This window comes from Rhodococcus sp. 15-649-2-2, from assembly GCF_002258645.1.
In the GTDB taxonomy this organism is placed as follows: domain Bacteria; phylum Actinomycetota; class Actinomycetes; order Mycobacteriales; family Mycobacteriaceae; genus Rhodococcoides.
The window spans coordinates 49,373-72,826 of the sequence record NZ_NPFM01000018.1; the positions used below are offsets into that span (position 1 = coordinate 49,373).

22 protein-coding genes are annotated in these 23,454 nt (G+C 64.5%); 8 read left to right on the forward strand and 14 right to left on the reverse strand.

The features are described 5' to 3' along the window. Positions 1 to 4: 4 nt before the first annotated feature. From CH305_RS10685 to CH305_RS10695, 3 genes are read right to left on the reverse strand one after another with little or no spacing between them, the layout of a single operon-like run. On the reverse strand, positions 5 to 955 hold the full coding sequence (locus tag CH305_RS10685; RefSeq protein ID WP_094703665.1) for a helix-turn-helix domain-containing protein: 951 nt from the start codon (positions 953 to 955) through the stop codon (positions 5 to 7). A 20-nt stretch (positions 956 to 975) separates the two neighbouring features. Further along, positions 976 to 1,977: a phenylacetaldoxime dehydratase family protein gene (locus tag CH305_RS10690; protein ID WP_094703666.1), complete on the reverse strand. Its 1,002-nt coding sequence runs from the start codon at positions 1,975 to 1,977 to the stop codon at positions 976 to 978. Next, positions 1,970 to 3,028 (reverse strand): carbon-nitrogen hydrolase family protein, encoded by a 1,059-nt coding sequence (locus tag CH305_RS10695; RefSeq protein ID WP_094703667.1) that lies wholly within the window; start codon positions 3,026 to 3,028, stop codon positions 1,970 to 1,972. The genes CH305_RS10690 and CH305_RS10695 overlap by 8 nt, the downstream gene beginning before the upstream one ends. 293 nt (positions 3,029 to 3,321) lie before the next feature. Here CH305_RS10695 and styD point away from each other — a divergent pair, with 293 nt between their 5' ends. The 8 genes from styD (at position 3,322) to CH305_RS10735 (ending at position 13,621) form a co-directional block, all read left to right on the forward strand. After that, the gene (gene styD / locus CH305_RS10700) at positions 3,322 to 4,806 is read left to right on the forward strand and encodes a phenylacetaldehyde dehydrogenase StyD (protein ID WP_037154853.1); all 1,485 of its coding nucleotides are present in this window, start codon (positions 3,322 to 3,324) and stop codon (positions 4,804 to 4,806) included. A gap of 254 nt (positions 4,807 to 5,060) precedes the next feature. Further along, positions 5,061 to 5,630 carry a TetR/AcrR family transcriptional regulator gene (locus tag CH305_RS10705; protein WP_094609256.1) on the forward strand — a complete coding sequence of 190 codons (570 nt, stop codon included), beginning with the start codon at positions 5,061 to 5,063 and terminating at the stop codon, positions 5,628 to 5,630. A gap of 87 nt (positions 5,631 to 5,717) precedes the next feature. Further along, positions 5,718 to 7,664 (forward strand): primary-amine oxidase, encoded by a 1,947-nt coding sequence (locus CH305_RS10710; protein WP_094703668.1) that lies wholly within the window; start codon positions 5,718 to 5,720, stop codon positions 7,662 to 7,664. Further along, on the forward strand, positions 7,657 to 9,072 hold the full coding sequence (locus CH305_RS10715) for an APC family permease (protein ID WP_094703669.1): 1,416 nt from the start codon (positions 7,657 to 7,659) through the stop codon (positions 9,070 to 9,072). Before CH305_RS10710 ends, CH305_RS10715 begins: the two co-directional genes overlap by 8 nt. Before the next feature lie 5 nt (positions 9,073 to 9,077). Further along, positions 9,078 to 9,560 (forward strand): DUF5134 domain-containing protein, encoded by a 483-nt coding sequence (locus CH305_RS10720; RefSeq protein WP_094703670.1) that lies wholly within the window; start codon positions 9,078 to 9,080, stop codon positions 9,558 to 9,560. 116 nt (positions 9,561 to 9,676) lie between these two features. Beyond that, positions 9,677 to 11,197 carry a GMC family oxidoreductase gene (locus tag CH305_RS10725; RefSeq protein WP_094703671.1) on the forward strand — a complete coding sequence of 507 codons (1,521 nt, stop codon included), beginning with the start codon at positions 9,677 to 9,679 and terminating at the stop codon, positions 11,195 to 11,197. Positions 11,198 to 11,316: 119 nt separating this feature from the next. Next, positions 11,317 to 12,270: a helix-turn-helix domain-containing protein gene (locus CH305_RS10730; protein WP_179278261.1), complete on the forward strand. Its 954-nt coding sequence runs from the start codon at positions 11,317 to 11,319 to the stop codon at positions 12,268 to 12,270. Positions 12,271 to 12,385: 115 nt separating this feature from the next. Continuing rightward, complete coding sequence (locus CH305_RS10735; protein ID WP_094703672.1) at positions 12,386 to 13,621, forward strand: acyl-CoA dehydrogenase family protein; 1,236 nt, start codon at positions 12,386 to 12,388, stop codon at positions 13,619 to 13,621. Positions 13,622 to 13,631: 10 nt separating this feature from the next. Here CH305_RS10735 and CH305_RS10740 read toward each other — a convergent pair whose 3' ends face one another. The 11 genes from CH305_RS10740 to CH305_RS10790 form a co-directional block, all read right to left on the reverse strand. Then, complete coding sequence (locus CH305_RS10740) at positions 13,632 to 14,537, reverse strand: helix-turn-helix domain-containing protein (RefSeq protein ID WP_094703673.1); 906 nt, start codon at positions 14,535 to 14,537, stop codon at positions 13,632 to 13,634. A gap of 1 nt (position 14,538) precedes the next feature. Beyond that, a complete protein-coding gene (paaK, locus tag CH305_RS10745; protein WP_094703674.1) occupies positions 14,539 to 15,846 on the reverse strand; it encodes a phenylacetate--CoA ligase PaaK in 1,308 nt (435 codons plus the stop codon). Positions 15,847 to 15,864: 18 nt separating this feature from the next. Continuing rightward, positions 15,865 to 16,959: a 1,2-phenylacetyl-CoA epoxidase subunit PaaE gene (gene paaE / locus CH305_RS10750; protein ID WP_094703675.1), complete on the reverse strand. Its 1,095-nt coding sequence runs from the start codon at positions 16,957 to 16,959 to the stop codon at positions 15,865 to 15,867. Beyond that, positions 16,959 to 17,420, reverse strand: a complete 462-nt coding sequence (gene paaD, locus CH305_RS10755) for a 1,2-phenylacetyl-CoA epoxidase subunit PaaD (RefSeq protein WP_068054497.1) — start codon at positions 17,418 to 17,420, stop codon at positions 16,959 to 16,961. Before paaD ends, paaE begins: the two co-directional genes overlap by 1 nt. Before the next feature lie 41 nt (positions 17,421 to 17,461). Then, on the reverse strand, positions 17,462 to 18,379 hold the full coding sequence (paaC, locus tag CH305_RS10760; RefSeq protein WP_032404450.1) for a 1,2-phenylacetyl-CoA epoxidase subunit PaaC: 918 nt from the start codon (positions 18,377 to 18,379) through the stop codon (positions 17,462 to 17,464). 28 nt (positions 18,380 to 18,407) lie between these two features. Beyond that, positions 18,408 to 18,770, reverse strand: coding sequence for a 1,2-phenylacetyl-CoA epoxidase subunit PaaB (gene paaB, locus CH305_RS10765; protein WP_032404451.1), 363 nt, complete (start codon positions 18,768 to 18,770; stop codon positions 18,408 to 18,410). Further along, positions 18,767 to 19,714, reverse strand: a complete 948-nt coding sequence (gene paaA, locus CH305_RS10770; protein ID WP_032379887.1) for a 1,2-phenylacetyl-CoA epoxidase subunit PaaA — start codon at positions 19,712 to 19,714, stop codon at positions 18,767 to 18,769. The genes paaB and paaA overlap by 4 nt, the downstream gene beginning before the upstream one ends. Before the next feature lie 154 nt (positions 19,715 to 19,868). Continuing rightward, positions 19,869 to 20,639, reverse strand: a complete 771-nt coding sequence (locus tag CH305_RS10775) for an enoyl-CoA hydratase/isomerase family protein (RefSeq protein ID WP_094703676.1) — start codon at positions 20,637 to 20,639, stop codon at positions 19,869 to 19,871. After that, on the reverse strand, positions 20,636 to 21,487 hold the full coding sequence (locus tag CH305_RS10780) for a 3-hydroxyacyl-CoA dehydrogenase family protein (RefSeq protein ID WP_094703677.1): 852 nt from the start codon (positions 21,485 to 21,487) through the stop codon (positions 20,636 to 20,638). Before CH305_RS10780 ends, CH305_RS10775 begins: the two co-directional genes overlap by 4 nt. After that, the gene (locus CH305_RS10785) at positions 21,484 to 22,206 is read right to left on the reverse strand and encodes an enoyl-CoA hydratase/isomerase family protein (RefSeq protein ID WP_094703678.1); all 723 of its coding nucleotides are present in this window, start codon (positions 22,204 to 22,206) and stop codon (positions 21,484 to 21,486) included. The genes CH305_RS10780 and CH305_RS10785 overlap by 4 nt, the downstream gene beginning before the upstream one ends. Beyond that, positions 22,203 to 23,402, reverse strand: coding sequence for a thiolase family protein (locus CH305_RS10790; RefSeq protein ID WP_094703679.1), 1,200 nt, complete (start codon positions 23,400 to 23,402; stop codon positions 22,203 to 22,205). Before CH305_RS10790 ends, CH305_RS10785 begins: the two co-directional genes overlap by 4 nt. Positions 23,403 to 23,454: the final 52 nt, after the last annotated feature.

Consider the following 23,454-nt stretch of genomic DNA (forward strand, 5'->3'; position numbering starts at 1 on the left):
CGGTTCAATCGCGGTTGCTGTCGCGAAAGTCCTTGGGGGTGCAGCCGAAGCGCGCCCGGAAGGCGCGGCTGAAGTGGGCCGGGTCGGTGAACCCCCATGATGCAGCCAGGGCTCCGATGGTCGTGCGGGCATTCTGCGGTTCGCACAGAGCACGTTTGACGCCGTCGAGTCGCTGCATCCAGATCCACTCGCTGGCGGTACACGGCTCACCGGCAAAGGCGCGGTGCACCGTGCTCAGCGACAAGTGCAGGGATGCAGCCACTTCCGTCACGGTCAGATCAGGATCTCGCAGCCGTGCGGTCATCGCGCGTTTGATCTCACCGAGTCTCTCGGACGCCGCATACGGTGCCGGTTTCTCGACCCCGGTGAGGCCGACCAGGCCTGCGACCAGAATGTACTCGACGCTCTGCGACACTGCCTCGGCCGACGCGGCACTCATGTCGGCGTCGTCCATGATCGACGAGATCATGCTGACGAGCAGTTTTCCCGCGCCGTGTCGTCCGGACACAGCCCGCGCGGTCAGTGAACCCGTATCCCGGACGAGCGTCCTCAGCGTTGCTCCGGGGAGCATCAGGACGTACTGGGCGAACGGGTCGTCGAAGCGAAGACTGTATGGCCGGGTGGTGTCGTAGAGCGCGAAGTCTCCCGGTTGCAGGACTGCCGTTCGCTCGTCCTGGACGACGAAACCGGTGCCCGACGTCTGGACACTGACCAGGAAGTAGTCGTCACTGGTTCGGGAGATACCTGCAGGCGTCCGCAGCACGCTCTGAGCCGTCGCAGACACTCGCGACAATCCGAGAGTCGCAAGTCCGGTGGACTCGATATGCCCGGTGATCGCAGACGCGTCCTCGGGAATCGTGCACTCGAGATCGACGTACGTCCTACTCACCGCAGCGGTCCAGAAATCGACGCTGTCGGCTCGGTCGACGGAGTCGGTGCGCAGCGGATCGGCCATGTCAGGTACCTCCCGTCTCCTCACAGAGTAGAACGCTCCGCAGCGGTACGCAGTAGACCCGTGCGGTCGTGGCAGCCGAAGTACTCGAAGTACTGCTCGTCCGCCGCTGCCACGGTGACCTCGTGATAGAGCCTCAGCGACGCCGCGGGGCCCATCGTCGACAGATACTTCAGCGCAGCACCGAAGATCGCCACGTGCGTCGGATGCGACTCGGCCCATGCTTCCAGGTCGCTCAGGCTGCGCCACCAACTCATGCCGAACGACTTGTCGGTATCGGTGCCGTCGTCGGTCACGACGGTCATGTACCGGTTGGAGAAACAGCCGATCGCCAGTCCGTCGTCGCGGAGAAAGTCCATCCCGGCACGCAACACCGGTTCGACGTCTCGCAGGTACATCTCCCGCTCGGACCCGGCGGTATCGGCCCAATCCTGCCCGGATCGGATGAGGCAGAGGTTCTCCTGCGGCACGATCCTGACTCTGTCGCCGTCGCGTACGACCCGAGGCTCCCCGATGGGAGCGAGTGAGTCATTCTGCGACAACGGGATTCGATCGCGAACCCCGCCCCAGTAGGCATGCTCCTCGATGGTCCCACTGAGTGAATCGGTCAGTGTGGCAACACCTTCCATCCGTCCGGTGGAGGAGAACAGTGTCTCGTACCGGTCGACGGTCGGTCTGATGATTTCGACGAAGCGACCTCGGACGCTCGTCCAGTGGTGGCCGACGGTGTCGAACCACCGGTCGAACGTTGCCACGTCGTCCCAGTAGCCGATGAACACCGTCGTGTCGATACCCTCCTCGTCGGTGTAGCGCGCCCGGTCCGTCCGGGATGGGTCTTCGTCACCCCACGGGGAGGCGTCGGGCATGCCCTGTATTCCGAAGTAGCCCATCACGACTCGCTCGGTGGACACCGGAAAGCGGGCGACGTACGACGGGAAGGGCGGCTGGTAGTTCTCCGGTGTTCTGCGCGGACACGACCGTGGAAAGACGAGATGGTCGGGTATCGCAGATTCGAGCTCAGACACGGGCAGCGTCCTCGTCGAGAGCGAGGTGCTCGGCGATCTCGAGACGTACCTCGGCGGCGACGTCCTCGGTGAAGTCGTACCGCGCGTTCGCGGCAGGCTGCGCACCCGACACGACGCGGTCGCCGGGAGTCTTGTCGAGCCACAGTCTCGTCACGTCCGGACGCGAATAGTGGCCGGCCGGGTCGGCGGCGGCCTTGGCGATCGAAATGAGGCTGGTGTCGATGTCGGCGTAGACGATGCCCTCCTCATCGTGTGCAAGGGGCTCGTGCATCAATTGGCCGTCGGGAGCGAAGATGCGGGCATGACCGCCGCCTGCGGTGAGCATCGCGCGCTTGGCGTCGTCGGTGCACATGATGTCGATCATCTCGGGCGAGACCGTCGCGCACGGGCTGATGACGAAACAGCCGCCTTCGACGGCGTAGATGCGGCTGGCGGCCGTGTTGACCTCGGGCCCGAGGGCATAGGCCGCCCCGGTGTACAGCGAGAAGCTGGGCCACGCTCCGATGTGAACCTGCTCGTTCTGGGCGTACATCGCGTACTTCGACAGCGGCTGCAAGTGCTCCCAGCAGCACAGTGCGCCGACGCGTCCGAGGTCGGTCTCGTACACCGACAGATCGGATCCGTCGCCCTCGCCGTAGACGGTGCGCTCGACGTGAGTCGGCTTGAGCTTGCGGCGCATCGCGACGGTCTTGCCTTCCGCGTCGATGATCCACTGGGCGATGTAAAGGCTGGCTTTGTACCGCTCGCTCAGACCCATCACGACCATGATGTGGTTGTCCTTGGCGGCCTGCGCAATTCGAGCTGCCTGCGGTGTCCCGTACTCGAGTGAGTTGTCGAAATAGCGCTGCGTGAACTGGAATCCCCATGCCGGTGCGTCGAGCCAGATGTACCAGGGGTAGCCGGGCAGGTAGGTCTCGGGAAACGCGACGAGCTCGGCTCCGGCGCGAGCTGCGTCCTCGATCAGGCCGATCGCCTTGTCGATCGAGGCGTCGAGATCGAGAAAGATCGGCGCGGCTTGGACTGCTGCGGCGCGGAACTGATGGTGGTTCATGGAAGGGCCTTTCGTTGGGGAGTGCCTCAGTTTTGCCTGCTGAAAGACCGTTCGATGGCCTCGTCGTGTCGGAAAAATTGACTCTCCGTCGCATGCCCGGGCGGCGAAACACGGTGGTAACCGGGTCCCGGTGTCTCGACACGCGATCGTCACGCGCGGAGGTCGGTCGGCGGTGCGCATCTACCGCACAATGTGTGCGCGATCACACAAGACCTTCGTGCCGCCGCGGGCGCAATCTGGGAACGGACACGCCACAGGTGCCGTGATCGGCACCCGAGAAGGAGCTTTGACATATGACCGCAATCCAGGAATCGGCCGCACCGTCGTTGCCGACCGGCACCGCCACCGAGCTCTACATCGCAGGGCAGTGGCGCGGTGCATCCGACGGAGGCACCTTCACCGATATCAACCCCACCACGGAACAGCCTCTGTCCGAGGTTGCTGCGGCCACCGCGTCGGACGTCGATGCCGCGGTGCGTGCGGCCCGCGCACAACTGGGTGGCGAGTGGGGAGCAACCCCCGGTGCGACTCGGGGGAAGCTGCTCAACCGGATCGCCGACCTCATCGAGCGGGACGGGGATCTGCTGGCGCGGCTCGAGGCTCTCGATGTCGGAAAGCCGGTGGGTCAGCCGGCCATGCTCGACATTCCCAATGCTGCAGCCACTTTCCGGCATTTTGCCGGCTGGGCCGACAAGATCACCGGAAGTTCCATCCCCACTGCAGGCTACTTCGGGCAGCCGACGCACTCCTACACCGTTCGCGAGCCCGTCGGCGTGATCGGCATGATCGTCCCGTGGAACACCCCGTTGATGATCGCCGGGTGGAAGCTCGCGCCTGCGCTGGCGGCGGGAAACACCGTGGTGATCAAGCCGCCGGAGGATGCACCGTTGTCCATCCTGCATCTGGCTCGTCTGATCGACGAGGCGGGCGTACCTGCCGGAGTGGTCAATGTTGTTCCGGGACTGGGTGAAGTGACGGGCGACGCGCTGGTCGGCCATCCGGACGTCGACAAGATCAGCTTCACCGGCAGCCCGCGGGTCGGCAAGCTCATTGCCAAGAAAGCCGCCGACACGTTCAAGCGGACCACACTCGAGCTCGGCGGTAAGTCGCCGCAGATCATCCTCGAGGACGCGGATCTCGAGGCGGCGATCAACGGAACCGCGATGGGACTGTTCTTCAACCAGGGCCAGGTGTGTGCGGCCGGAACCCGAGTGCTGGTTCATCGCTCGCTGTACTCGCAGGTGGTCGACGGCCTGGCTGCCGCGGCATCGGCTCAGGTTCTGGGCGATCCGTTCGATCCGTCGACGACGATGGGTGCACTGGTCAACGCCACGCAGCGAGACACGGTTCTGGGGTATATCCAGGCCGGACGCGACGGCGGAGCTCGAGTGGCGGCCGGTGGCAGTCGACCCGACGGGGCAGGTTATTTCGTGGAGCCGACGATCTTCGCCGACGCCGACAACGGCATGAAGATCGCCCAGGAGGAGATCTTCGGACCCGTCGGCACGGTGATTCCCTTCGATACGGCCGACGAGGCGATCGCCATCGCCAACGACACCGTGTACGGGTTGGCCGCCTCGATCTGGACCCGCGATGTGTCGAGGGCGCACACCCTGGCCGCGCAGGTTCGTTCCGGCGCAGTGTGGGTGAACGGTTGGGCAGCAATCGATCCCGCGCTCCCGTGGGGCGGCATGAAGTCCAGCGGCACGGGCCGCGAACTCGGGTGGGCCGGTATCGAGGCCAACACCGAGGAGAAAGTCGTCACGATAGTTCTCTAGAGCTTGCGCAGGTGAGCGGGAGTGGAGCCTGCGGAACGACCCAGGTGAACGGAACTTCGTAGCAGGGGTCGAGGTTCCGCTCACCTGGGGTAACGCGGTGTTTACCGAAGGAAACTCGATTCGTAACGAGCAGGTCGCAAGATTTAGTTCAACGGACGTAGAACAACGTCCGAACGGATCGGAAGGCGATGATGACGATGCCCGAACCCTAGGTCCGCGCGGGGAGCCGCTACCGTAGGGCTGTGCCGAAGCTCGTGGATCACGACGAACGCCGCCGCGCGATCACCGCGGCAACCTGGCGTTTGATCGCTGCCAAGGGGATCGATGCCGCGAACATGCGGGATATCGCGACCGAGGCGGGATACACGAACGGCGCGCTGAGCCACTACTTTGCGGGCAAGGACGAGATTCTCCGAACCGCATTCGAGCACGTCTTCGAGGCGACCAACCGCCGTATCGACGAAGCACTCGGCGACGCAACGGGATTCGATGCCCTTCGCATCTTCTGCCGAGAAGTGATGCCGACGACCGATGAGACTCTGCTCGAGGCGAGAATTGCAGTCTCGCTGTGGCAGCGCGCGATGTACGACGAGCACATGGACGAGACCAACCGTCGGTCCCTGGTGTCGTGGCGGACGCGGATGGCAGAGTTTCTCGAGCAGGCTCGCGCGGAAGGCGATGCCGGCGACTTCGATGTCGATCTCGCCGTCGAAACGTTGCTCAACATGATGATGGGTATGCAGATTCTCGGCGTGCTCACCCCTGATGACACCACCGCCGATCGGCAGTTCCAGATGCTCGATCGGTTCATAGCTCAGCTGTAACCACCCTGTGTGCGGGGACTCGCGCCTTGCCGCATGCCTTCGTTATTCAACATCTGTAGAACCAACATCCGACCTCGAGGAACACCCATGCCAACCCTTACGCCCCACGCAATCGACCACGCCTTGTCGTTGCCCACCGAAGACGAGATCGCACAGGTTCGAGACATCGTCGATGCCGCCGGATTCGTCACGGCCGCAACCCGGTTCGTCTACGTCGGACTCGACGAACCGGACAAGTCCGAGCTGTACGTCACCGAACCGACTACCCGACGCACCTATCGAGTGCTGCTGCACGACATCTCGACACCCGATGCCGTCGACCTTCTCGTCTCCCTCGACGACCGTCAGGTGATCGGCTCCACCCGGCTCGACGCGATCCGCGACGGTCAGATGCCGGTACTCGACGAGGAATTCGAGCTCGTCGAGAGCGTGCTGTCCACCGATCCCGCCTGGCTCGCTGCGCTGGCCGCCCGCGGACTGGACGTAGCCGATGTGCGAGTGGCACCCCTGTCTGCCGGCGTGTTCGACTACCCGGGGGAGCATGGCCGACGCATACTGCGCGGCTTGGCCTTTCGCCAGGACCACCCCGCGGATCACGCGTGGGCGCATCCGATCGACGGGTTGGTCGCGTTCGTCGACGTGATGAACCGCACGGTCGACAAGGTCGTCGATCTCGGCGCGGTCCCCATCCCCGAGGAATCGGGAAACTTCGATGATCTGTCCGTCACCGGTCCGCTCCGCACGACTCAGAAGCCGATCGAGATCACCCAACCCGAGGGGCCGAGTTTTACGGTTCGCGGCAATCGCGTCGACTGGGAGAAGTGGTCGTTCCGCGTCGGGTTCGACGTCCGCGAAGGTTTGGTATTGCACCAGATCGGCTTCGAGGACGGTGGTACCGTTCGCCCGATCATCCATCGCGCATCTATTGCCGAAATGGTTGTGCCCTATGGTGATCCATCGCCGGTGCGGTCGTGGCAGAACTACTTCGACACCGGGGAGTACCTGGTGGGACGGTATGCGAACTCCCTCGAACTCGGCTGCGACTGCGTCGGGGACATCACGTATTTCGATGCTGTGATCGCGGACGAATTCGGCAATCCGAAGACGCTGACCAATGCCGTGTGCATGCACGAGGAGGACTTCGGGGTGCTGTGGAAGCACACCGATCTGTGGTCGGGTTCGCACGAGACCCGCCGCCAGCGCCGACTCGTGATCTCCTTCTTCACCACCATCGGCAACTACGACTACGGCTTCTTCTGGTACCTGTACCTCGACGGCACCATCGAATTCGAGGTCAAGGCAACCGGAATCGTCTTCACCTCCGGGCATCCCGGTGGTGACTACCCCTACGCAACAGAGATCGCCCCTGGACTCGGAGCGCCGTGTCACCAGCACCTGTTCAGCGCGCGACTCGACATGATGGTCGACGGCATCGGCAACTCCGTCGAGGAGGTCGAGACCCGCCGGGTGTCGATGGGGCCGGACAACCTGCACGGCAACGCCTTTGCCCTGCAACACACACTGCTCGCGACCGAATCCGAGGCCCAACGCGTCGCCGACGGCACGGTCGGCCGCGTCTGGCACGTCACCAATCCCACCTCGCTGAGCCGGCTCGGAAAGCCCGTCGGATACACGCTGCACCCCGAGGGGCAGCCGCTGCTGCTGGCCGATGACAACTCGTCGATCGCGCGACGGGCCACGTTCGCCACCAAGCATCTCTGGGTGACGCAGTTCGACCGGAGCGAACGTTATGCCGCAGGCGATTTCGTCAATCAGCACCACGGGGGAGCGGGCCTGCCTGCATTCGTGGCATCGAACCGCAACCTCGTCGACGAGGACATCGTTCTGTGGCACACGTTCGGGCTCACCCATTTCCCGCGTCCTGAGGATTGGCCGATCATGCCGGTGGACTACACCGGGTTCAAACTGAAGCCAGCAGGATTCTTCGACCGCAACCCCACCCTCGACGTGCCGCGCTCGACGTCTGCACACTGTGCCGTCTCCAGTTGCGCAGGCGGTGAGCAGAATGTCTGAGACACAGTCGAGTTCGGCAGGCACGCTGCGCGGTTCCATCGGCGTCGTCGGGATAGTGTTCCTGGTCATCGCCGCTGCGGCGCCGTTGACCGCGATCGGTGGTGCTCTGCCGGTCATGATTGCGACAGGCAACGGTGCAGGTGCTCCGCTCGCCTACATCGTCGCGGCGATCGTCCTGCTGATCTTCAGCGTCGGCTACGCGGCCATGAGCCGTCACATGGTGGACACCGGTGCGTTCTACGCCTACGTGGAGAAGGGGCTCGGGAGAACCATGGGCCTCGGCGCGGCGGGTCTGGCGCTGCTGACCTATACCGCCATTCAAGCGGGCATCTACGGCCTCGCTGCATCGACCGTCGACAGCCTGGTCGTGAAGTACGGCGGTCCCGATCTTCCGTGGTGGGTCTGGGCGCTCGGGCTCGTCGCGATCGTGGCGCTACTCGGCTACCGCAGCATCGATCTCGGTGCCAAGGTGCTCGGAGTCCTGCTGGTGCTCGAGATCGGCATCATCGTGATCCTGTCGATCGCGGTGTTCGCCAAGGGCGGTGCCGCCGGCATCGACGTCGAATCCTTCACGCCCTCGGCCTTCTTCAGCGGATCCCCGGGAATCGCCCTGATGTTCGCCATTGCGTCGTTCATCGGTTTCGAGGCCACCGCGATCTACGGTGAGGAGGCACGTAACCCCACTCGGACCGTTCCGATCGCGACCTACGCCGCCGTCATCACCATCGGATTGGTGTATGCGGTGTCGAGTTGGGCCGTGGTACTCGCCTTCGGCAGTGCGTCCGTCGCGCAGGCCGCTGCCGACGACACGGCGGGATTGACCTTCACGGCTGCAGCCCAGTACTTGGGCCCGATGTCGGCGGACATCATGGAAATAATGTTGGTCACCAGTCTCTTCGCCGCCCTTCTCGCGTTCCACAACGCCATCGGCCGGTACGTCTTCGCGCTCGCTCGCAAAGGTGTCGCCCCGTCGATGCTGGCGCGCACGCACTCGCTGCACGGCTCCCCGCACAGGGGGTCGCTGTTCCAAACAGCCTCGGCGACGGTGGTTCTCGTGGTCTTCGCGGCCGCAGGCGCAGATCCGGTGTTGGAGCTGTTCACCTGGATGTCGGGACTGGCCACCGTGAGCATCCTGGTCCTGATGATCCTGACAGGCGCAGCGATCATCGCGTTCTTTCGTCGATCGACCGTGGATAGACGCACCTGGCACACTCTGGTCGCCCCGGCGCTCGGAACCCTGGGTCTGGTGGCGATCCTCGGTCTCGTGTTGGACAATTTCACGCTGTTGATCGGTGGTTCCGAAGTGCTCGCCGCCCTGTTGCTGATCGTCGTGGTGGCATTCTTCGTGGGAGGAACAGTGACGGCACGAGTGACTCGGAGTCGAACCCTCGAGACGACGGAGGTCTGACGCCGATGGTCATGACGGTGCTGATGGCGCTCGGTGCAGTGGGTGCCGTTCTTCCGCTGCTCGGACGCGGCAGCCATACGGGGCGGGTCCGGTCGGCTCACCTGTGCATGGGCACCGTCATGGCCGCCATGGTGGTGTTCGGCACCGACCCGTCCATGGCGCTGATCTCGATACTCGCTCTTGTTGCGGCTGCCGTACACGTCACCGCAGATCGGCCGAACAGAACACGGTCGATCCCGTGCGCTGTGGACCTGACCTGCATGGCCGTGCTGCTGATGATGCTGCCGCCGACGCACTCCCACGCGGAACCGCAGTCGTCGATGCGGCACCAGCATGGAGTCGAGGCGGATCCGAGGATCATCGCCGCGCTGCTCCTGGTCGGGTGGATGGCCGTGACGATCCACCTGCTGCGTACCAACCCGCCCGGGAGACGAGTGACAGCAGGTTCCGCGCTGATGGTCCTGGGAATGGCCCCGATGGCCTTCTGACCGAGCTCGCTCGTGGTGGTGCGCATCTGACCCACAATGTGTGCGCGCAGTCACAAGTATGTGCGCGCGGACTCGGCCACTGTTGTGTCGACGGTCACAACAGAAAGAGGCAGCGCATGTCGACGGACTACATCGTAGTGGGAGCAGGATCAGCAGGAAGCGTCATCGCCCGGCGGTTGCTCGACGCAGGACACACTGTGCACGTGATCGAAGCCGGACCGGTGGATACCGATCCGGCGATCCACTCACCGCAGGGCTGGCCCACGCTGTTGGGTGGCTCGCAGGACTGGGGACTGTTCACCACTCCGCAGAAGCACGCCAACGATCGCCGGATCTTCTGGCCGCGCGGACGCGTACTCGGCGGCAGCTCGTCCCTCAACGGAATGATCTATGTGCGAGGGCATTCCAGCGACTACGACGGGTGGGCGTCCGCAACCGGCGATGCCGGGTGGGCTTGGGAGAACGTGCTGCCGCTGTTCAAGCGTTCGGAGTCACACGAGCTCGGTGCCAACGAGTTCCACGGCGGCGACGGGCCACTGCCGGTGTCCATCATGGGTACCCCGCATCCGCTGGCTGCGGCCTTCGTCGATGCGGCAGTCGAACACGGGCACAAGCTGATCGACGATTTCAACGCCGACGAGATGGTGGGTGCCGGCTACAACCACACCACCACCCGCGACGGTGAACGAATGAGCGCGTGGAAGAGCTTCGTCGGCCCGGTGCTGGACAACCCCGATCTGACCGTCACCACCGGGGCCCTCGTGCACAAGGTGGTGCTCGAGAACGGACGCGCGGTGGGAATCGAGTACAGCCTCGGTGGTTCCGAGTTGGAGCGATCGTTCGCCGATCACGAGGTGATCCTGTGTGGCGGAGCTCTCGGATCACCGAAGGCGTTGATGCTCAGTGGAATCGGGCCGTCCGGGCACTTGGCTGAACTAGGAATCGACACCGTCGTCGACCTGCCAGGCGTCGGCGAGAACCTGCACGACCATTTGCTGCTGAGCAACATCTACGAGTCACTCGAGCCGCTCGCCGCCGGCACCAACAACCTGCTCGAGGCGCAGCTGTATGCCCGCAGCACGGGATGGGCCGGCGCTGCACCCGATCTGCAGCCCCTGTTCATGCACATTCCCTACCCCGCCGATGGATATCCGGTGCCCGAGCACGGCTACACGATCGCACCCGGAATCGTGGCTCCGCGTTCGCGCGGCACGCTGCGGTTGGCGTCCTCGGACCCCAACGAACTGCCGCTGGCGGATCCGAACATTCTGGCCGATCCGTACGATCTCGAGGCCATGGTCGATGCGGTGGAGATCTGCCGCGAGATCGGTGCGTCCGACGCTTTCGCACCGTGGCGTAAGGCCGAGGTGGTTCCGGGACCGAGCGCGCGTACTCGTGACGACCTGCGAGCCTACGTTCGCCAAACCGCGGGCACGTACCACCACCAGGTCGGCACCTGCAAGATGGGTACCGAATCGGATGTCAATGCTGTTGTCGGAGGCGATCTTCGAGTGCGAGGCGTCGAAGGACTGCGAGTCGCGGATGCGTCGATCATGCCCACCGTGCCGTCGGGCAACACCAACGCGCCGTCGATCATGGTGGGTGAGCGGGCCTCGGATCTGATCCTGGGAAGCTAGGGAACGGACTGGGTTGTTGCACCCGCGAAACGTGGGGGTGACGTCACCGAAGTGCGGTGACGTCACCATGGATGGTGCATGCCTCGTGCGGAGGTCATCGGTATTCGAGCGGAGTCGACATGGTCGTGCACGATTTGTCCACCCACCGTCGAAGCGATCGATTCGAGGTGTGGCGGGAGGTGATCTGCCGTGAGTTCACTCCACTCACACCCGAGAGTGAGCCGACCGTCGACGGCGGTTTTGATGCCCGCGTCGAATTGCGGCCACTGGGTTCGACCAATCGCGCCGTGCTCGAATCGGTCGGGCAACGGATCGCGCACGGAGAGAAAGAAGTAGCGCACACCGGTGAAGGGGTGTTCTACGTGAACATCCAATTGGCCGGTACCTGTCGGGTCCGCACGGAATCTGCAGGTGTGACGAGTGTCGTCCCTGGTCAGTTCACCGTTGTGGACACCACTCGCCCGTTCTGGTTCGACTACGAGGGTCCTTGGCGCGTCATGTCCTACCAGGTGCCGCACAGCTGCCTGGCGGAGTCCGACCTGTTGCATACCGCGGCGATCGGGCGATCGATCGATACGGGTTCGGGCACCGGTCTGGCAGTGGCGTCGGTCATGAAAGCGCTGTGGGAGCACAGTTCCGGCGAGTCGACGCCGTGGTCGTCAGGCGCTCATCTCGAGCGCGCCTTTCACGCCACGGTGGCGGCAGTTCTCGGCGACACGTGGGGGACTGCTGCAGATTCGTCGAGCTCGATCGCGGCGTCGGCAACCGAGTACATTCGTACCCATCTGAGTGACCCCGACTTGTCTGTTTCGGTCGTCGCGCGCGCGTTGTCCGTGTCGCCGCGGACCGTCCACTACGCATTTTCCAAGGGCGCGTCGTTCGCCACGGTGGTGCGTGAGCACCGACTGGCTGCGATTGCCGCTGTGCTACGAGATCCGAACAACTCGGCCGGCATCTCACGTATTGCGGTGCGCCACGGCATGATCGACGCGAGCTCGTTCAGTAGAGCCTTCCGGCAGAAGTACTCCATGTCTGCACGTGACTATCGGGCACAGGCGCGCTGCTCGGCGTGAGGGCGCGTGAGCGTTGCGCACACGGCACAGAGTCTTGCGCTGCACAGCAAGACCATCGGTTCCCTCCGGCGGTGTGATGGGAGTCTGCAACCCGCCGACTGGAAGAGGACGCCCCATGCCCATCAGTTTCGATCTCACCGACCAGCAGGAAGCACTGAAGAAGGGCGCGCGTCAATTCGCCGACACCTATCTCCACGACCTGTCCGCGCAGGTGCGATCCACGCCCGACCCACTCGAACGCGCGCTGTTGGCCCGACCGGTATTCGAAAAAGCGGTGGAGGCGGGATTCCTCAAAGGCTTGATTCCGGTACCCTTCGGCGGACTCGCTTCGAGCGGTGTGGATGCGGCGCTGTTCGTCGAGGAATTCGCCTCTGCCAGTCCTGATTTCACGATCAGTCTGGCGGGGCCGTTGATAGCTCTCGCTCCGGTGTACGAGGCCGGGACCCCGGAGCAGATCGCTCGCTTCGTCGCACCGTTCCTGGTCGACGCCGGCAGCCCGGTCGCGGCCATGGCCTACAGCGAACCCGGTGGCAGTGCCAATTTCGACGCGCCGCCGCCCGCCGAAGGCACCCGGACGACCGCAATACTCGATGGGGACCACTGGGTCCTCAACGGCGAAAAGATCTGGGCGTCACACCTGGGAGGGTGGGACGGGCTCGGACCGGACATCATGACGGTCGTCTGCCGGACTCCCGGCGGCGTGTCGATCATCGTCGTCGAGCGCGAACAGCTCTCGACCGGATTCTCGGTGGAAGAGGTGTACGACCTGCCCGGCCTCAAGGGCTGCCTGACCTCACGCGTCACATTCGACAACGTCCGCATCCCGAGGTCCAACCTGATCGGGGAAGAGGGACAGGGAGTGCAATTGACTCGCAATGCCTTCTTGGCGAGCGGTGCATCGATCGGAACGTTCTCCGTCGCTGCCATGCGCCAGGCCTTCGCTGCGGCATTTGCGTTCGCCACGTCGGAGAAGAGGGGCGGGACGGTGCCGATCATCGATCATCAAGCGGTTGCCGACGTACTCACCGATGCGAAAGGCAAGATCGAAGCGGTCCGACTGCTGTCGTGGCGTGCGCTCGACGCGGTGCTGTCGCAACATCCCAGCGCGCTCGAAATGGCCCTGCACGCCAAGATTTTCGGATCCGAGACGGCGGTCGCAGTGATCAACGACTTGGTCAAGATCGTCGGCGTCGAAGCATACAATCCGAGCTTTCCGATACTGCGATATCTCGCCGATGCCACTGCGTACCCGATCATCGAGGGGAGCAACACCGGTGTACGTCGTCGGCAGATGCACGAGTTGATGCGGACTGTGGGATGGAATCCACTCGCTGCGTCCGGGATGGCCTGAGCTCGTCGGCTCACCCGGTTCGATACTGCCGGGGCGACATGCCGTACGTCTCCTTGAACAGTTTCGAGAAGTTCGAGGAATCGATCAAACCGTTACGCGCACAGATGGTTCCGATGCTGTCCGCGGCGAAACGAGGGTCACGCAGATCGCGGTGGCATCGATCCAGTCGCCTGGATCTGATCCAGCCGGCGACCGTGCGACCGTCGGACTCGAAGAGCTTCTGTAGGTAGCGCGTCGAAATATGCAGACGTGCAGCGAGAGACGCCGTGGACAGCGAGGGATCGGACAGGTGCGATTCGACGAGAGCCTTGGCCTCGATCAGCAGAGTCGAACCTGGAGCCTCGTGCGGCGCTGCGTCGTCGAGAGCGGCACCGAGAAGGTCGAGTACAGCGTGCTCGAGCATCGGTGTGGTGGGCAGAGTGCCATCGAGAGCGTTGCGGCGCAGCGTATGCAGAAACGGTGACACCAACGCACCCACTCCCCGGGCACCCTCGATGCGCCGTGCAGCCACAGTCGTCAACTCCCGGGCGTCGATGCGCAGTTCTCGACGCGGGAACATCACGACGAACATCTCGAAATTGCCGGAGAAATGCAGCTCGTACGGGGCGCTGGTGTCGTACACCGCGAAGTCGCCCGGACGCAGCACGGCCTCGCGCTCGTTCTGGACGATCGTGCCGCACCCCGTCAGCTGCAGACCCACCTTGATCAATCCGGGGTCGGACCGCCGGATGGTTGCGCGCGTGCGCCTGACGTCGACTTCTCGGCCGGTGACCTCACTCAGTTGCAAGGCCCCCAGCGTCGACGAGACCAGCGTGCCTTCGAACGACGACGGCCCGGTGGACACAGCGTCGAGCGGCACGAACGCCGTCGAGACGTTCTCGCGCCACTGCTCGAAACTCTGTGCCACCGGGCTCATGTCATACGGCTGGGCGGTTGTCGATCAGACGGCGGGCTTTGCCGATGGAACGCTCGAGAGCTGCCGGTGCGACGACATCGACCGCAATGCTGACGCCGATACGATCCTTGACCAGCTTCTTCAGCGTCGCCGCTGCTGTTGCGTGCGTGTCGAGTGCGGCGTCGGGGCGGGCCTCGACGAGAACAGTCAACGAGTCCATGCGGCCTGCGCGCTCGAGCACGCACTGGAATTGCGGTGCCAGAGCGGGAACTGCCAGGATCAGCTCTTCGATCTGCGTCGGGAAGAGATTGACGCCGCGCAGAATGATCATGTCGTCGGTGCGGCCGGTGACCTTCTGCATCCGGCGCATCGTGCGGGCAGTTCCGGGCAGCAGACGAGTCAGGTCGCGGGTGCGGTACCGGATGATCGGCATCGCTTCCTTGGACAAGGACGTGAATACCAACTCACCCTCCTCACCGTCGGGCAGGACTTCGCCGGTCACCGGGTCGATGACCTCCGGGTAGAAATGATCCTCCCAAATGTGGAGTCCGTCCTTGGTTTCGACGCATTCCATCGCGACGCCCGGCCCCATCACCTCGGACAGGCCGTAGATGTCGACGGCGTCCATGTCGAGGGTCTTCTCGATCTCCTTGCGCATCTCCTCGGTCCAGGGCTCTGCGCCGAAGACACCGGTTTTCAGCGAGGTCTTGGCCGGATCTATGCCCTTCTTGACCATCGCGTCCACGATGGTGAGCATGTAGGACGGCGTCACCATGATCGCGTCGGGCTCGAAGTCCTCGATGAGCTGGATCTGGCGATCGGTCATGCCGCCGGACATCGGAATGACAGTGCAGCCCAGTCGTTCTGCGCCGTAGTGCGCGCCGAGTCCGCCGGTGAAAAGTCCGTATCCGTAGGCCACGTGCACCTTGTCGGACGGCTTCACCCCGCCTGCGCGAAGGCTACGCGCGATGAGGTCCGCCCAATTGCTGATGTCGTTCGCGGTGTATCCGACGACGGTCGGTCGGCCGGTGGTGCCCGAGGACGCATGAATGCGCGAGACCTGGTTCTGCGGGACGGCGAACATGCCGAAGGGGTAGTTCTCGCGCAGATCCTTCTTCGCGGTGAACGGGAACTTCGCCAGATCCGAGAGGTCCTTCAGATCGGTCGGATGCACACCGGCGTCGTCGAAGGCCTTCTTGTAATGAGGAACGTTGTCGTAGGCGTGTTGCAGTGACCACTGCAGGCGCTCCAACTGGAGAGTGGAGATTCGATCCCGGGACGCGAATTCGATGTCGGGGGTGTCTGTGGGGGCGGACAGCACACTGGTCATGATTGCTCTCTCGTGGTCTCAGGCGTCGAAGTCGACGGTGACGGTGTCGCTGAGTGGGTAGGTCTGGCAGGTGAGCACGAAGCCGGCATCGACTTCGTTGTCTTCCAATGCGTAGTTGCGCCGCATATCCGTCTCGCCGAATGTGATCTTCGCGCGGCAGGTGCCGCACACCCCGCCCTTGCACGCGAAGGGAAGATCGGAGCGCAGTTGCTCGGCGGAGTCGAGGATCGACTCGTCCTGCGGCAGTGCACCTGTCACCTCACGGCCGTCGAGGATGATCGTGACCTCGCTGCTCGGGCCGGTGATGCCCGGTTCGCGATGCTTCTCCTGCGGTGGGGGCACGTCGTCGACATAGAACAGCTCGGCGTGGATGCTGGTCTTCGCCACACCGAGGTCTCCGAGAACTTGTTGGGCATCGGTGACCATCCCGAACGGGCCACACAACCAGAAATGATCGATTTCCGGTGTGGCGACGACGGTGTCGAGTATCTCGCGCAGTCGTTCGGCGTCGAGTCTTCCGCTGAACAGTTCGACCTCGCGCGGCTCCCTGGACAGGACGTGAATGACGTCGAACCGGCTGCCGTACTGGTCCTTCAGGTCCGCGATCTCCTCGGCGAACATCACCGTTCGGGTCCGCCGGTTACCGTACAGCAGAACCACTTCGGCGTCGGGGTTGGTCAGGACCGAGGCGGCGATCGACAGCATCGGGGTGATGCCCGAGCCGGCCGCGATGAGAACATGCCTGCCCGCCTCGGCCGGATCGGCGTGGAAGGTGCCGGTGGGCCCCTGAACGTCGATTCGATCGCCTGCCTTGACGTCGTGGACCAACCACGAGGAGAACAGGCCGTCGCTCACCTCCCGCACACCGACGCGGGGACGCGCGCCCACCGGTGCGCAGATCGAGTAGGAGCGACGGTGCTCGACGCCGTCGATGGTGCGGCTGAGCATCAGGGACTGTCCTGGGCGAAAGTCGAATTCGTCCGTGAGGTGTTCTGGCACGTCGAACGTGACGGCGACGGCATCGTCGCACAGTGACTCGACATCCGCGACGGTCAACGTGTGAAAAGGCTTGTTCCGCAGATTCTTCTGTACGGGTTCAGCGGTGACGGTCATCAAATTTCCTTCACGTGGTCGAAGGGCTCGAGGCAGTCGTCGCACCGGTACTGGGCTTTGCAGAGGGTGGCACCGAACTCGGAGGTGAGGCGGGTATTGGTGGAAGTGCACTGGGGGCAGGCGATCTGCCGCGGCTTCACTGTCAGGGTCAACGGGACCGGACCACTCGTCCGCGCCGGGGCGGGGCCGGGTACGGAGTAGCCGGCTTCGCGAAGCTTGCGCAGGCCCTCCTCGGAGATCCAGTCGGTGCTCCACGCGGGGGAGAGGCTGGTGACGATCTCGACCTCGGAGTAGCCGTGGTCGGTGAGCTTGTGCGCGATGTCGTCGCGCATCGTCGCCATCGCCGGGCATCCTGAGTACGTCGGGGTGATCGTGACGAGCACACTGCCGTTCTCGCGTACCTCGACGTCGCGCAGGACGCCGAGGTCGTCGAGAGTGAGCAGCGGCATCTCGGGATCCATGACGGTGGCGGCGATCTCGCGTGCCGTTCGTTCGAGAGTGGTCACCAGACTCCCTCCGGATGCGCTCTCGCCACGACCTGCATCTCGGCGATCAGCGGCCCGAATGCCTCGGTGTGGATACCTCGCCTGCCTCCACGGCCGCCGATGGTGCCCACGGACTTGCCCTCGGGTGCCTCCAACTCGGCGGCGTGCAGCACCTGTGCCAGAACGGAATCGAACTCCTCGCGCACGTCGCGTGGGTCGACGCCGACACCGACCTTCGCGAGTGCGATTTCCTCGTCCGTCGGCACGAACAGTTCGGAGACGTACGGCCAGATCCGAGCCACCGCGTCGCGGACGCGTCGCTTGGATTCCTCCGTGCCGCAGCCCAGAGTGACGACCCAGCGTGCCGAGTAGTCGCGGTGGTACGTCAGCTCTTTGACGCCCTTGTTCGCAACCGCGGCGAGAACGGGATCGCGGGAATCCTGCAGCCGAGTGAAGAGTGCGAGACGCCACGTCGAGAACACCAGAAGGCGCACCTGAGATTTGGCGAAATCACCGTTGTCGAGCTCGGTGAGTCGTACGTTCCGGAAGTCGGCCTCGTCGCGGAAGAACGTGAGCGCGTCCTCGGCCGGCGCGGGGGAGGTGTCCGAGATGAACGGCACGACCGTCGGGTCGGCTTTGGCGGCGCGGGCCAGCAGTAGCCGGGCCTGGCCGAGGAGATCGAGGCCGACGTTGGCCAGTGCCACTTCCTCTTCGAGTTCCGGTGCGCGGGTGCTCCACTCGGCCAGGCGCTGTGAGCTGATCAGCGCATCGTCGCCGAGCATGAGGCAGTACGCGGCAAGGGCTTTCAGGTCGACGTCGTCTGGCACGGTGGTATCGACTCCGGCGAGTGGGTCGTCGAAGCTCGTCCCGAATGCCCACTGCCCGTGCGAGTCCTCGTCGACGAGGCCCTCGTAGGCGCTGTCGTGATCAGTCATGAGTGCTTGTCCTCTTGAAGTGTGGATCTCACATGTGGGGAACGTTGTCGGGGATCTCGTAGAACGTCGGGTGGCGGTACACCTTGTCGCCACTCGGTGCGAAGAACGGATCCTTTTCCGACGGCGACGATGCGACGATCGAGTTGGACGGAACCACCCAGATGCTGACGCCTTCGTTGCGGCGGGTGTAGACGTCGCGAGCATGCCGCAGCGCCATGTGGTCGTCGGCGGCGTGCAGCGATCCGACATGCACGTGGTTCAGGCCGCGCTTGCCGCGCAGGAACACCTCGTACAAGGGCCAATCTGCCTTGACGGCTTCCCTTTTCGGCTCGACCGGAACACCCTCGGTGGGCACCGCTCCGTGGCCGCCCTCGGCGGTGAATTCGGTCATGATGCTGCGTTCCTTTCGGCGAATGCGGTTGCGGCCTCACGGACCCAGGCTCCGCCGTCGTGAGCTGCGCGCCGGTTCGCGATGCGCTCGACGTTGGAGGCACCGTTGCCCTTGATCACCTGCATGAACTCGGACCAGTCGGGCTCGCCGAAATCGTGCGACTTGCGCTCCTCGTTCCACTTCAGGTCCGGGTCGGGGAACGTGACTCCGAGAGCCTTCGCCTGCGGGATGGACATGTCGACGAAGCGTTGGCGCAGTTCGTCGTTGGTGTGGCGCTTGATGCCCCACTTCATCGACTGCTCGGTGTTGGGGGACTCGTCGTCCGGCGGGCCGAACATCATCAGAGCCGGCCACCACCAGCGGTTGACTGATTCCTGAACCATGGCGCGCTGTTCGTCGGTGCCGCGCATCATCGTGGCGAGCAGTTCGTAGCCCTGTCGCTGATGGAACGACTCCTCTTTGCAGACGCGGATCATCGCGCGTGCGTACGGGCCGAAGCTGCTGCGGCACAGGGGAACCTGGTTGCAGATCGCTGCACCGTCGACGAGCCAGCCGATGGTGCCCACGTCGGCGTACGTCAGGGTGGGGTAGTTGAAGATCGAGGAGTACTTCTGCTTGCCCTCGATGAGCTTGACCGTCAGATCGGCGCGGTCTGCACCGAGCGTCTCTGCGGCGGAGTACAGGTAGAGGCCGTGGCCGGCTTCGTCCTGCACCTTGGCCATCAGGATCGCTTTGCGGCGCAGTGACGGCGCACGGGTGAGCCAGTTGCCCTCCGGCTGCATACCGATGATCTCGGAGTGAGCATGCTGGGCGATCTGGCGGATGAGCGACTTGCGGTAGCCGTCGGGCATCCAGTCGCGGGGCTCGACGCGCTGTTCGCGGGCGACGGTGTCATCGAACCCGTCCTGCAGCGTCTCGGCGGACAAGGTGTTTGACGTGGTCATAAGTCCTACTTTCATTACCGAATGATCGGTTGGTAACCAGTATGCCTCGAGTGCAGCTCCGTGCACAAGAGCGGCTGCGCCGCACGTGCGTGGAACTTCGTAGCAGGGGTCGAGTTTCTGTTCACATGGGTCGTTCCGCAGGCTCCACTCCCGCTCACATGCCGACGAAGGAGGCTCTCTTTTTGGCAAGGAACGCGTCGACAGCCGCTTTGTGGTCCTGCGTCTGGCCCAGGGCGGTCTGCGCCTGCGCCTCGCGGTCCAGTGCGTCGGACAGTCCGGATCGAGCGATCAGTGCCTTGACCTGTTTGTAGGCCTGGGTCGGTCCGGATGCGAGTGACGCGGCCAGCGTGCGCGCTGTCTCGAGAACATCCGCATCGTCGACGACGCGATGCACAAGGCCCCAGTCGAGGGCCTGTGCGGCGGTGACCTTGTCGCCGAGCAGCATCAGACCCGCGGCCCGACTCGATCCCAGTGCCTGGACCAACGTGTAGCTCAATCCCGAGTCACTGGCCAGGGCGATGCCGGTGAATGCCGTCGCGAACGACGACTTGGTGCCGGCCACTCGGATGTCTCCGGCCAGTGCGATCCCGAGACCTGCGCCGACGCATGCGCCGGGGATGGCGACGACGATCGGCACCTCGAGCGCAGCGAACCCTCGGATGACCGGGTTGTAGTGCTCACCGACGGTATCCATCGCCGTGGCCGGATCGGCCTCGAGCGCGGTGACGTGCTCACCCAGATCCTGGCCGACGCAGAAGTTCTTGCCCTCGGCGGTGATCAATACGGCACGCACCTCGGGTGCGGCGGCGTTCTGAACGGCCTCCGCCAACGCGAGCTTCGTCGCGACGTCGAGGGCGTTGTGTGCCTCGGGGCGCGCGAGGGTGATGGTCGCCAGGCCGTCTTTGATGTCGAACCGTACCGTCATGCGTTCGTCCAATCGTGAAAGCCGCGACCGGACTTGCGTCCGATGTCGCCGCGAGCAACCATGTCTCGCAACAACTGCGGGGGAGTGAACCTGTCGCCGAGGGTCGACGCCAGGTGTTCTGCGATCGCGAGCCGGACGTCCACCCCGACGAGGTCGGTCGACCGTAGCGGACCCATCGGGTGCTTGTAGCCGAGTTCCATGGCGCGATCGATGGATTCGGCGTCGGCGACGCCCTCCTCCAGCATCCGAATGGCTTCGAGTCCGAGGCAGACGCCGAGCCGTGACGTCGCAAAGCCGGGGGAGTCGTTGACAAGCACTTCGGTCTTGCCCAGGAGCGACACCCACTGCTGTACTCGCTCCACCACGTCCGCGGAGGTGGCAGGCGCGCGCACGATCTCGACGAGAGTCGACGCCGGAACCGGGTTGAAGAAGTGCATCCCGATGAAGCGGCTCGGATCACCCAGTGCTGCGCCGAGTTCGGCGATAGAGATCGAGCTCGTGTTCGACGCGATGACGGTCTGGGGCCCGGCGATCTTGTCGACGAGAGCAAGCACCTCGACCTTGAGCGACGGGATCTCGGGAACGGCTTCGACAACCAGGTCGAGTTCGGCCGGGAGATCCGCGGGCCCGGCGACGGTGGAGACCCGGGCGAGAATCGCATTGGGATCCTCGCTGAGTTTGCCGCGCTCGTGCGCCCGGTCGAGTCCGGTGGAGACTCGTCCGAGGGCGGCCTGCTGGTCGGCGGCTTCGGCGATGACGACGTTCGAGCCGAGAGCCGCGAACACCTGGGCAATACCGGCGCCCATGCGTCCACCACCGACGACGGCCACGTTAGAGGGAACTGTCATTTCTTCTTCTCCAGAAATGCCGTCATTCGGCGTTGTTTGTCTTCGGTCTCGAACAGCACGGCCTGCGCGATGTCGTCGGCCCACGGGTGCGAACCGGGCGCATCGAGAATCTTCTTGGTCAGCTTCAGTGCCAACGGTGCTTGCTTGGCAATGCGATCCGCGAGGGAATGCGCTGCGGCCAAGGGCTCGTCGACGACGTCCAGCACCAGGCCGGAGCGGAGTGCCACCTCGGCGTCGAGCGTCCGGCCACCGAGGAGAACCTGCTTCGCGACGGACACTCCCACCAGTGTCGGTAACCGGTAGCTGGCCCCGGCGGCAGCCATGATGCCCAGGCCCGGTTCGGGATTGCCGAACACGGCCGTCGGCGACGCGATGCGGATGTCGCAGGCGTAGGACAACTCTGCTCCACCGCCGAGCGCGTAACCGCGCACTGCTGCGATCGTCGGCAGGGGCAGTGCGGCGAAGCGGTCGAACAGGTTTCGGTTGATGCCGCGCAATGCGTCGTCGCGGGTGCGGGCCCGCAGCTGATTGATGTCGGCACCCCCGGCGAAGTGCTCGCCCGCGCCGGTCAGGATGACGATTCTCGGATCCTGCTCCACGAGCGCGCACACCTCGTGCAACTCGCCGATCATCTCGGAATCAATTGCGTTGCGTTGCTTCTCGCGACTCAGAGTGACGACAACGCGGTCCGTCAGCTCCTCGACGACGAGCGTCTTCACGGTGCCTCGATCAACATCGACACGCCTTGCCCGACGCCGACGCAGAGCGTCGCGAGTCCGCGGGACGCTTTCTCACGTTCCATCCGGCCCAACAGCGTCAACAGAATTCGAGCACCCGACGAGCCGAGAGGGTGTCCGAGGGCGATGGCACCGCCGTCGGCATTGACGATGTTCTCGTCGAGCTTCAGCTGGCGGATGACGCCGAGGGACTGTGCCGCGAAGGCCTCGTTGAGTTCGACGGCACCGAGATCCTCGACCGACCATCCTGCGCGGGTGAGCGCCTTCTGTGTGGAGGGCACCGGCCCGAGCCCCATGATGTGCGGCGCGATACCGGCACTCGCGCTGGTGACGATGCGTCCGCGCACCTCGAGGCCGTACTTGTTCACGGCCTCTTCCGATGCCACCACCAATGCCGACGCACCGTCGGTGAACGGCGAGGACGTTCCGGCGGTGACGATGCCGTCCTTGCGGAAGACGGTCTTCAGCGTGCCGAGCTTCTCGAGTGTGGTTCCGCGTCGCGGCGTCTCGTCCTCGGTGACCTCGCCGCTCTTGGTCGTGACGGGCACGATCTCGTCGGCGAAGCGTCCGGCGTCCTGGGCGGCGACGGCACGCTGCTGACTGCGGAACGCGAAGGCGTCGGACTCCTCGCGGGTGATGCCCTCGCTGAGCGCGACCTCCTCAGCGGTTTCGCCCATCGACAGGGTGATCTTGGGGTCGGTCCCCGCGTCGTGGGAGGCGAAGGTCGGATTGGTGAATCGCCAGCCGAGGGAGGTGTCGAAGATTTCTTCGGGTTTGGCCCACGCGGTTCCCGGCTTGGCCATGACCCACGGCGCGCGGGTCATGGACTCGACGCCACCGGCGACGATGATGTCGGCCTCACCGCTGCGAATGGTGCTGGCGGCATTCGCAACTGCAGTCAGTCCGCTCGCGCACAGGCGGTTGACGGTGTAACCCGGCACCGTGTGGGGGAGTCCTGCGAGCAGAACCGCCATTCTCGCTACGTCTCGATTGTCCTCGCCTGCCTGGTTCGCGGCGCCCAGAATCACCTCGTCGATCCGGTCGACGGGCACACCCGCGCGCCGGACCGCCTCGGCGACGACCAGCCCGGCCAGATCGTCGGGGCGCACCGACGCCAGTGCTCCGCCGTAGCGTCCGTGCGGCGTGCGTGCGCCGGCCACGAGAAATACTTCGCCCACTTGAAATCTCCTCCGTACGGTTGCGTCATTAATAACCGAACATTCGGTCGTT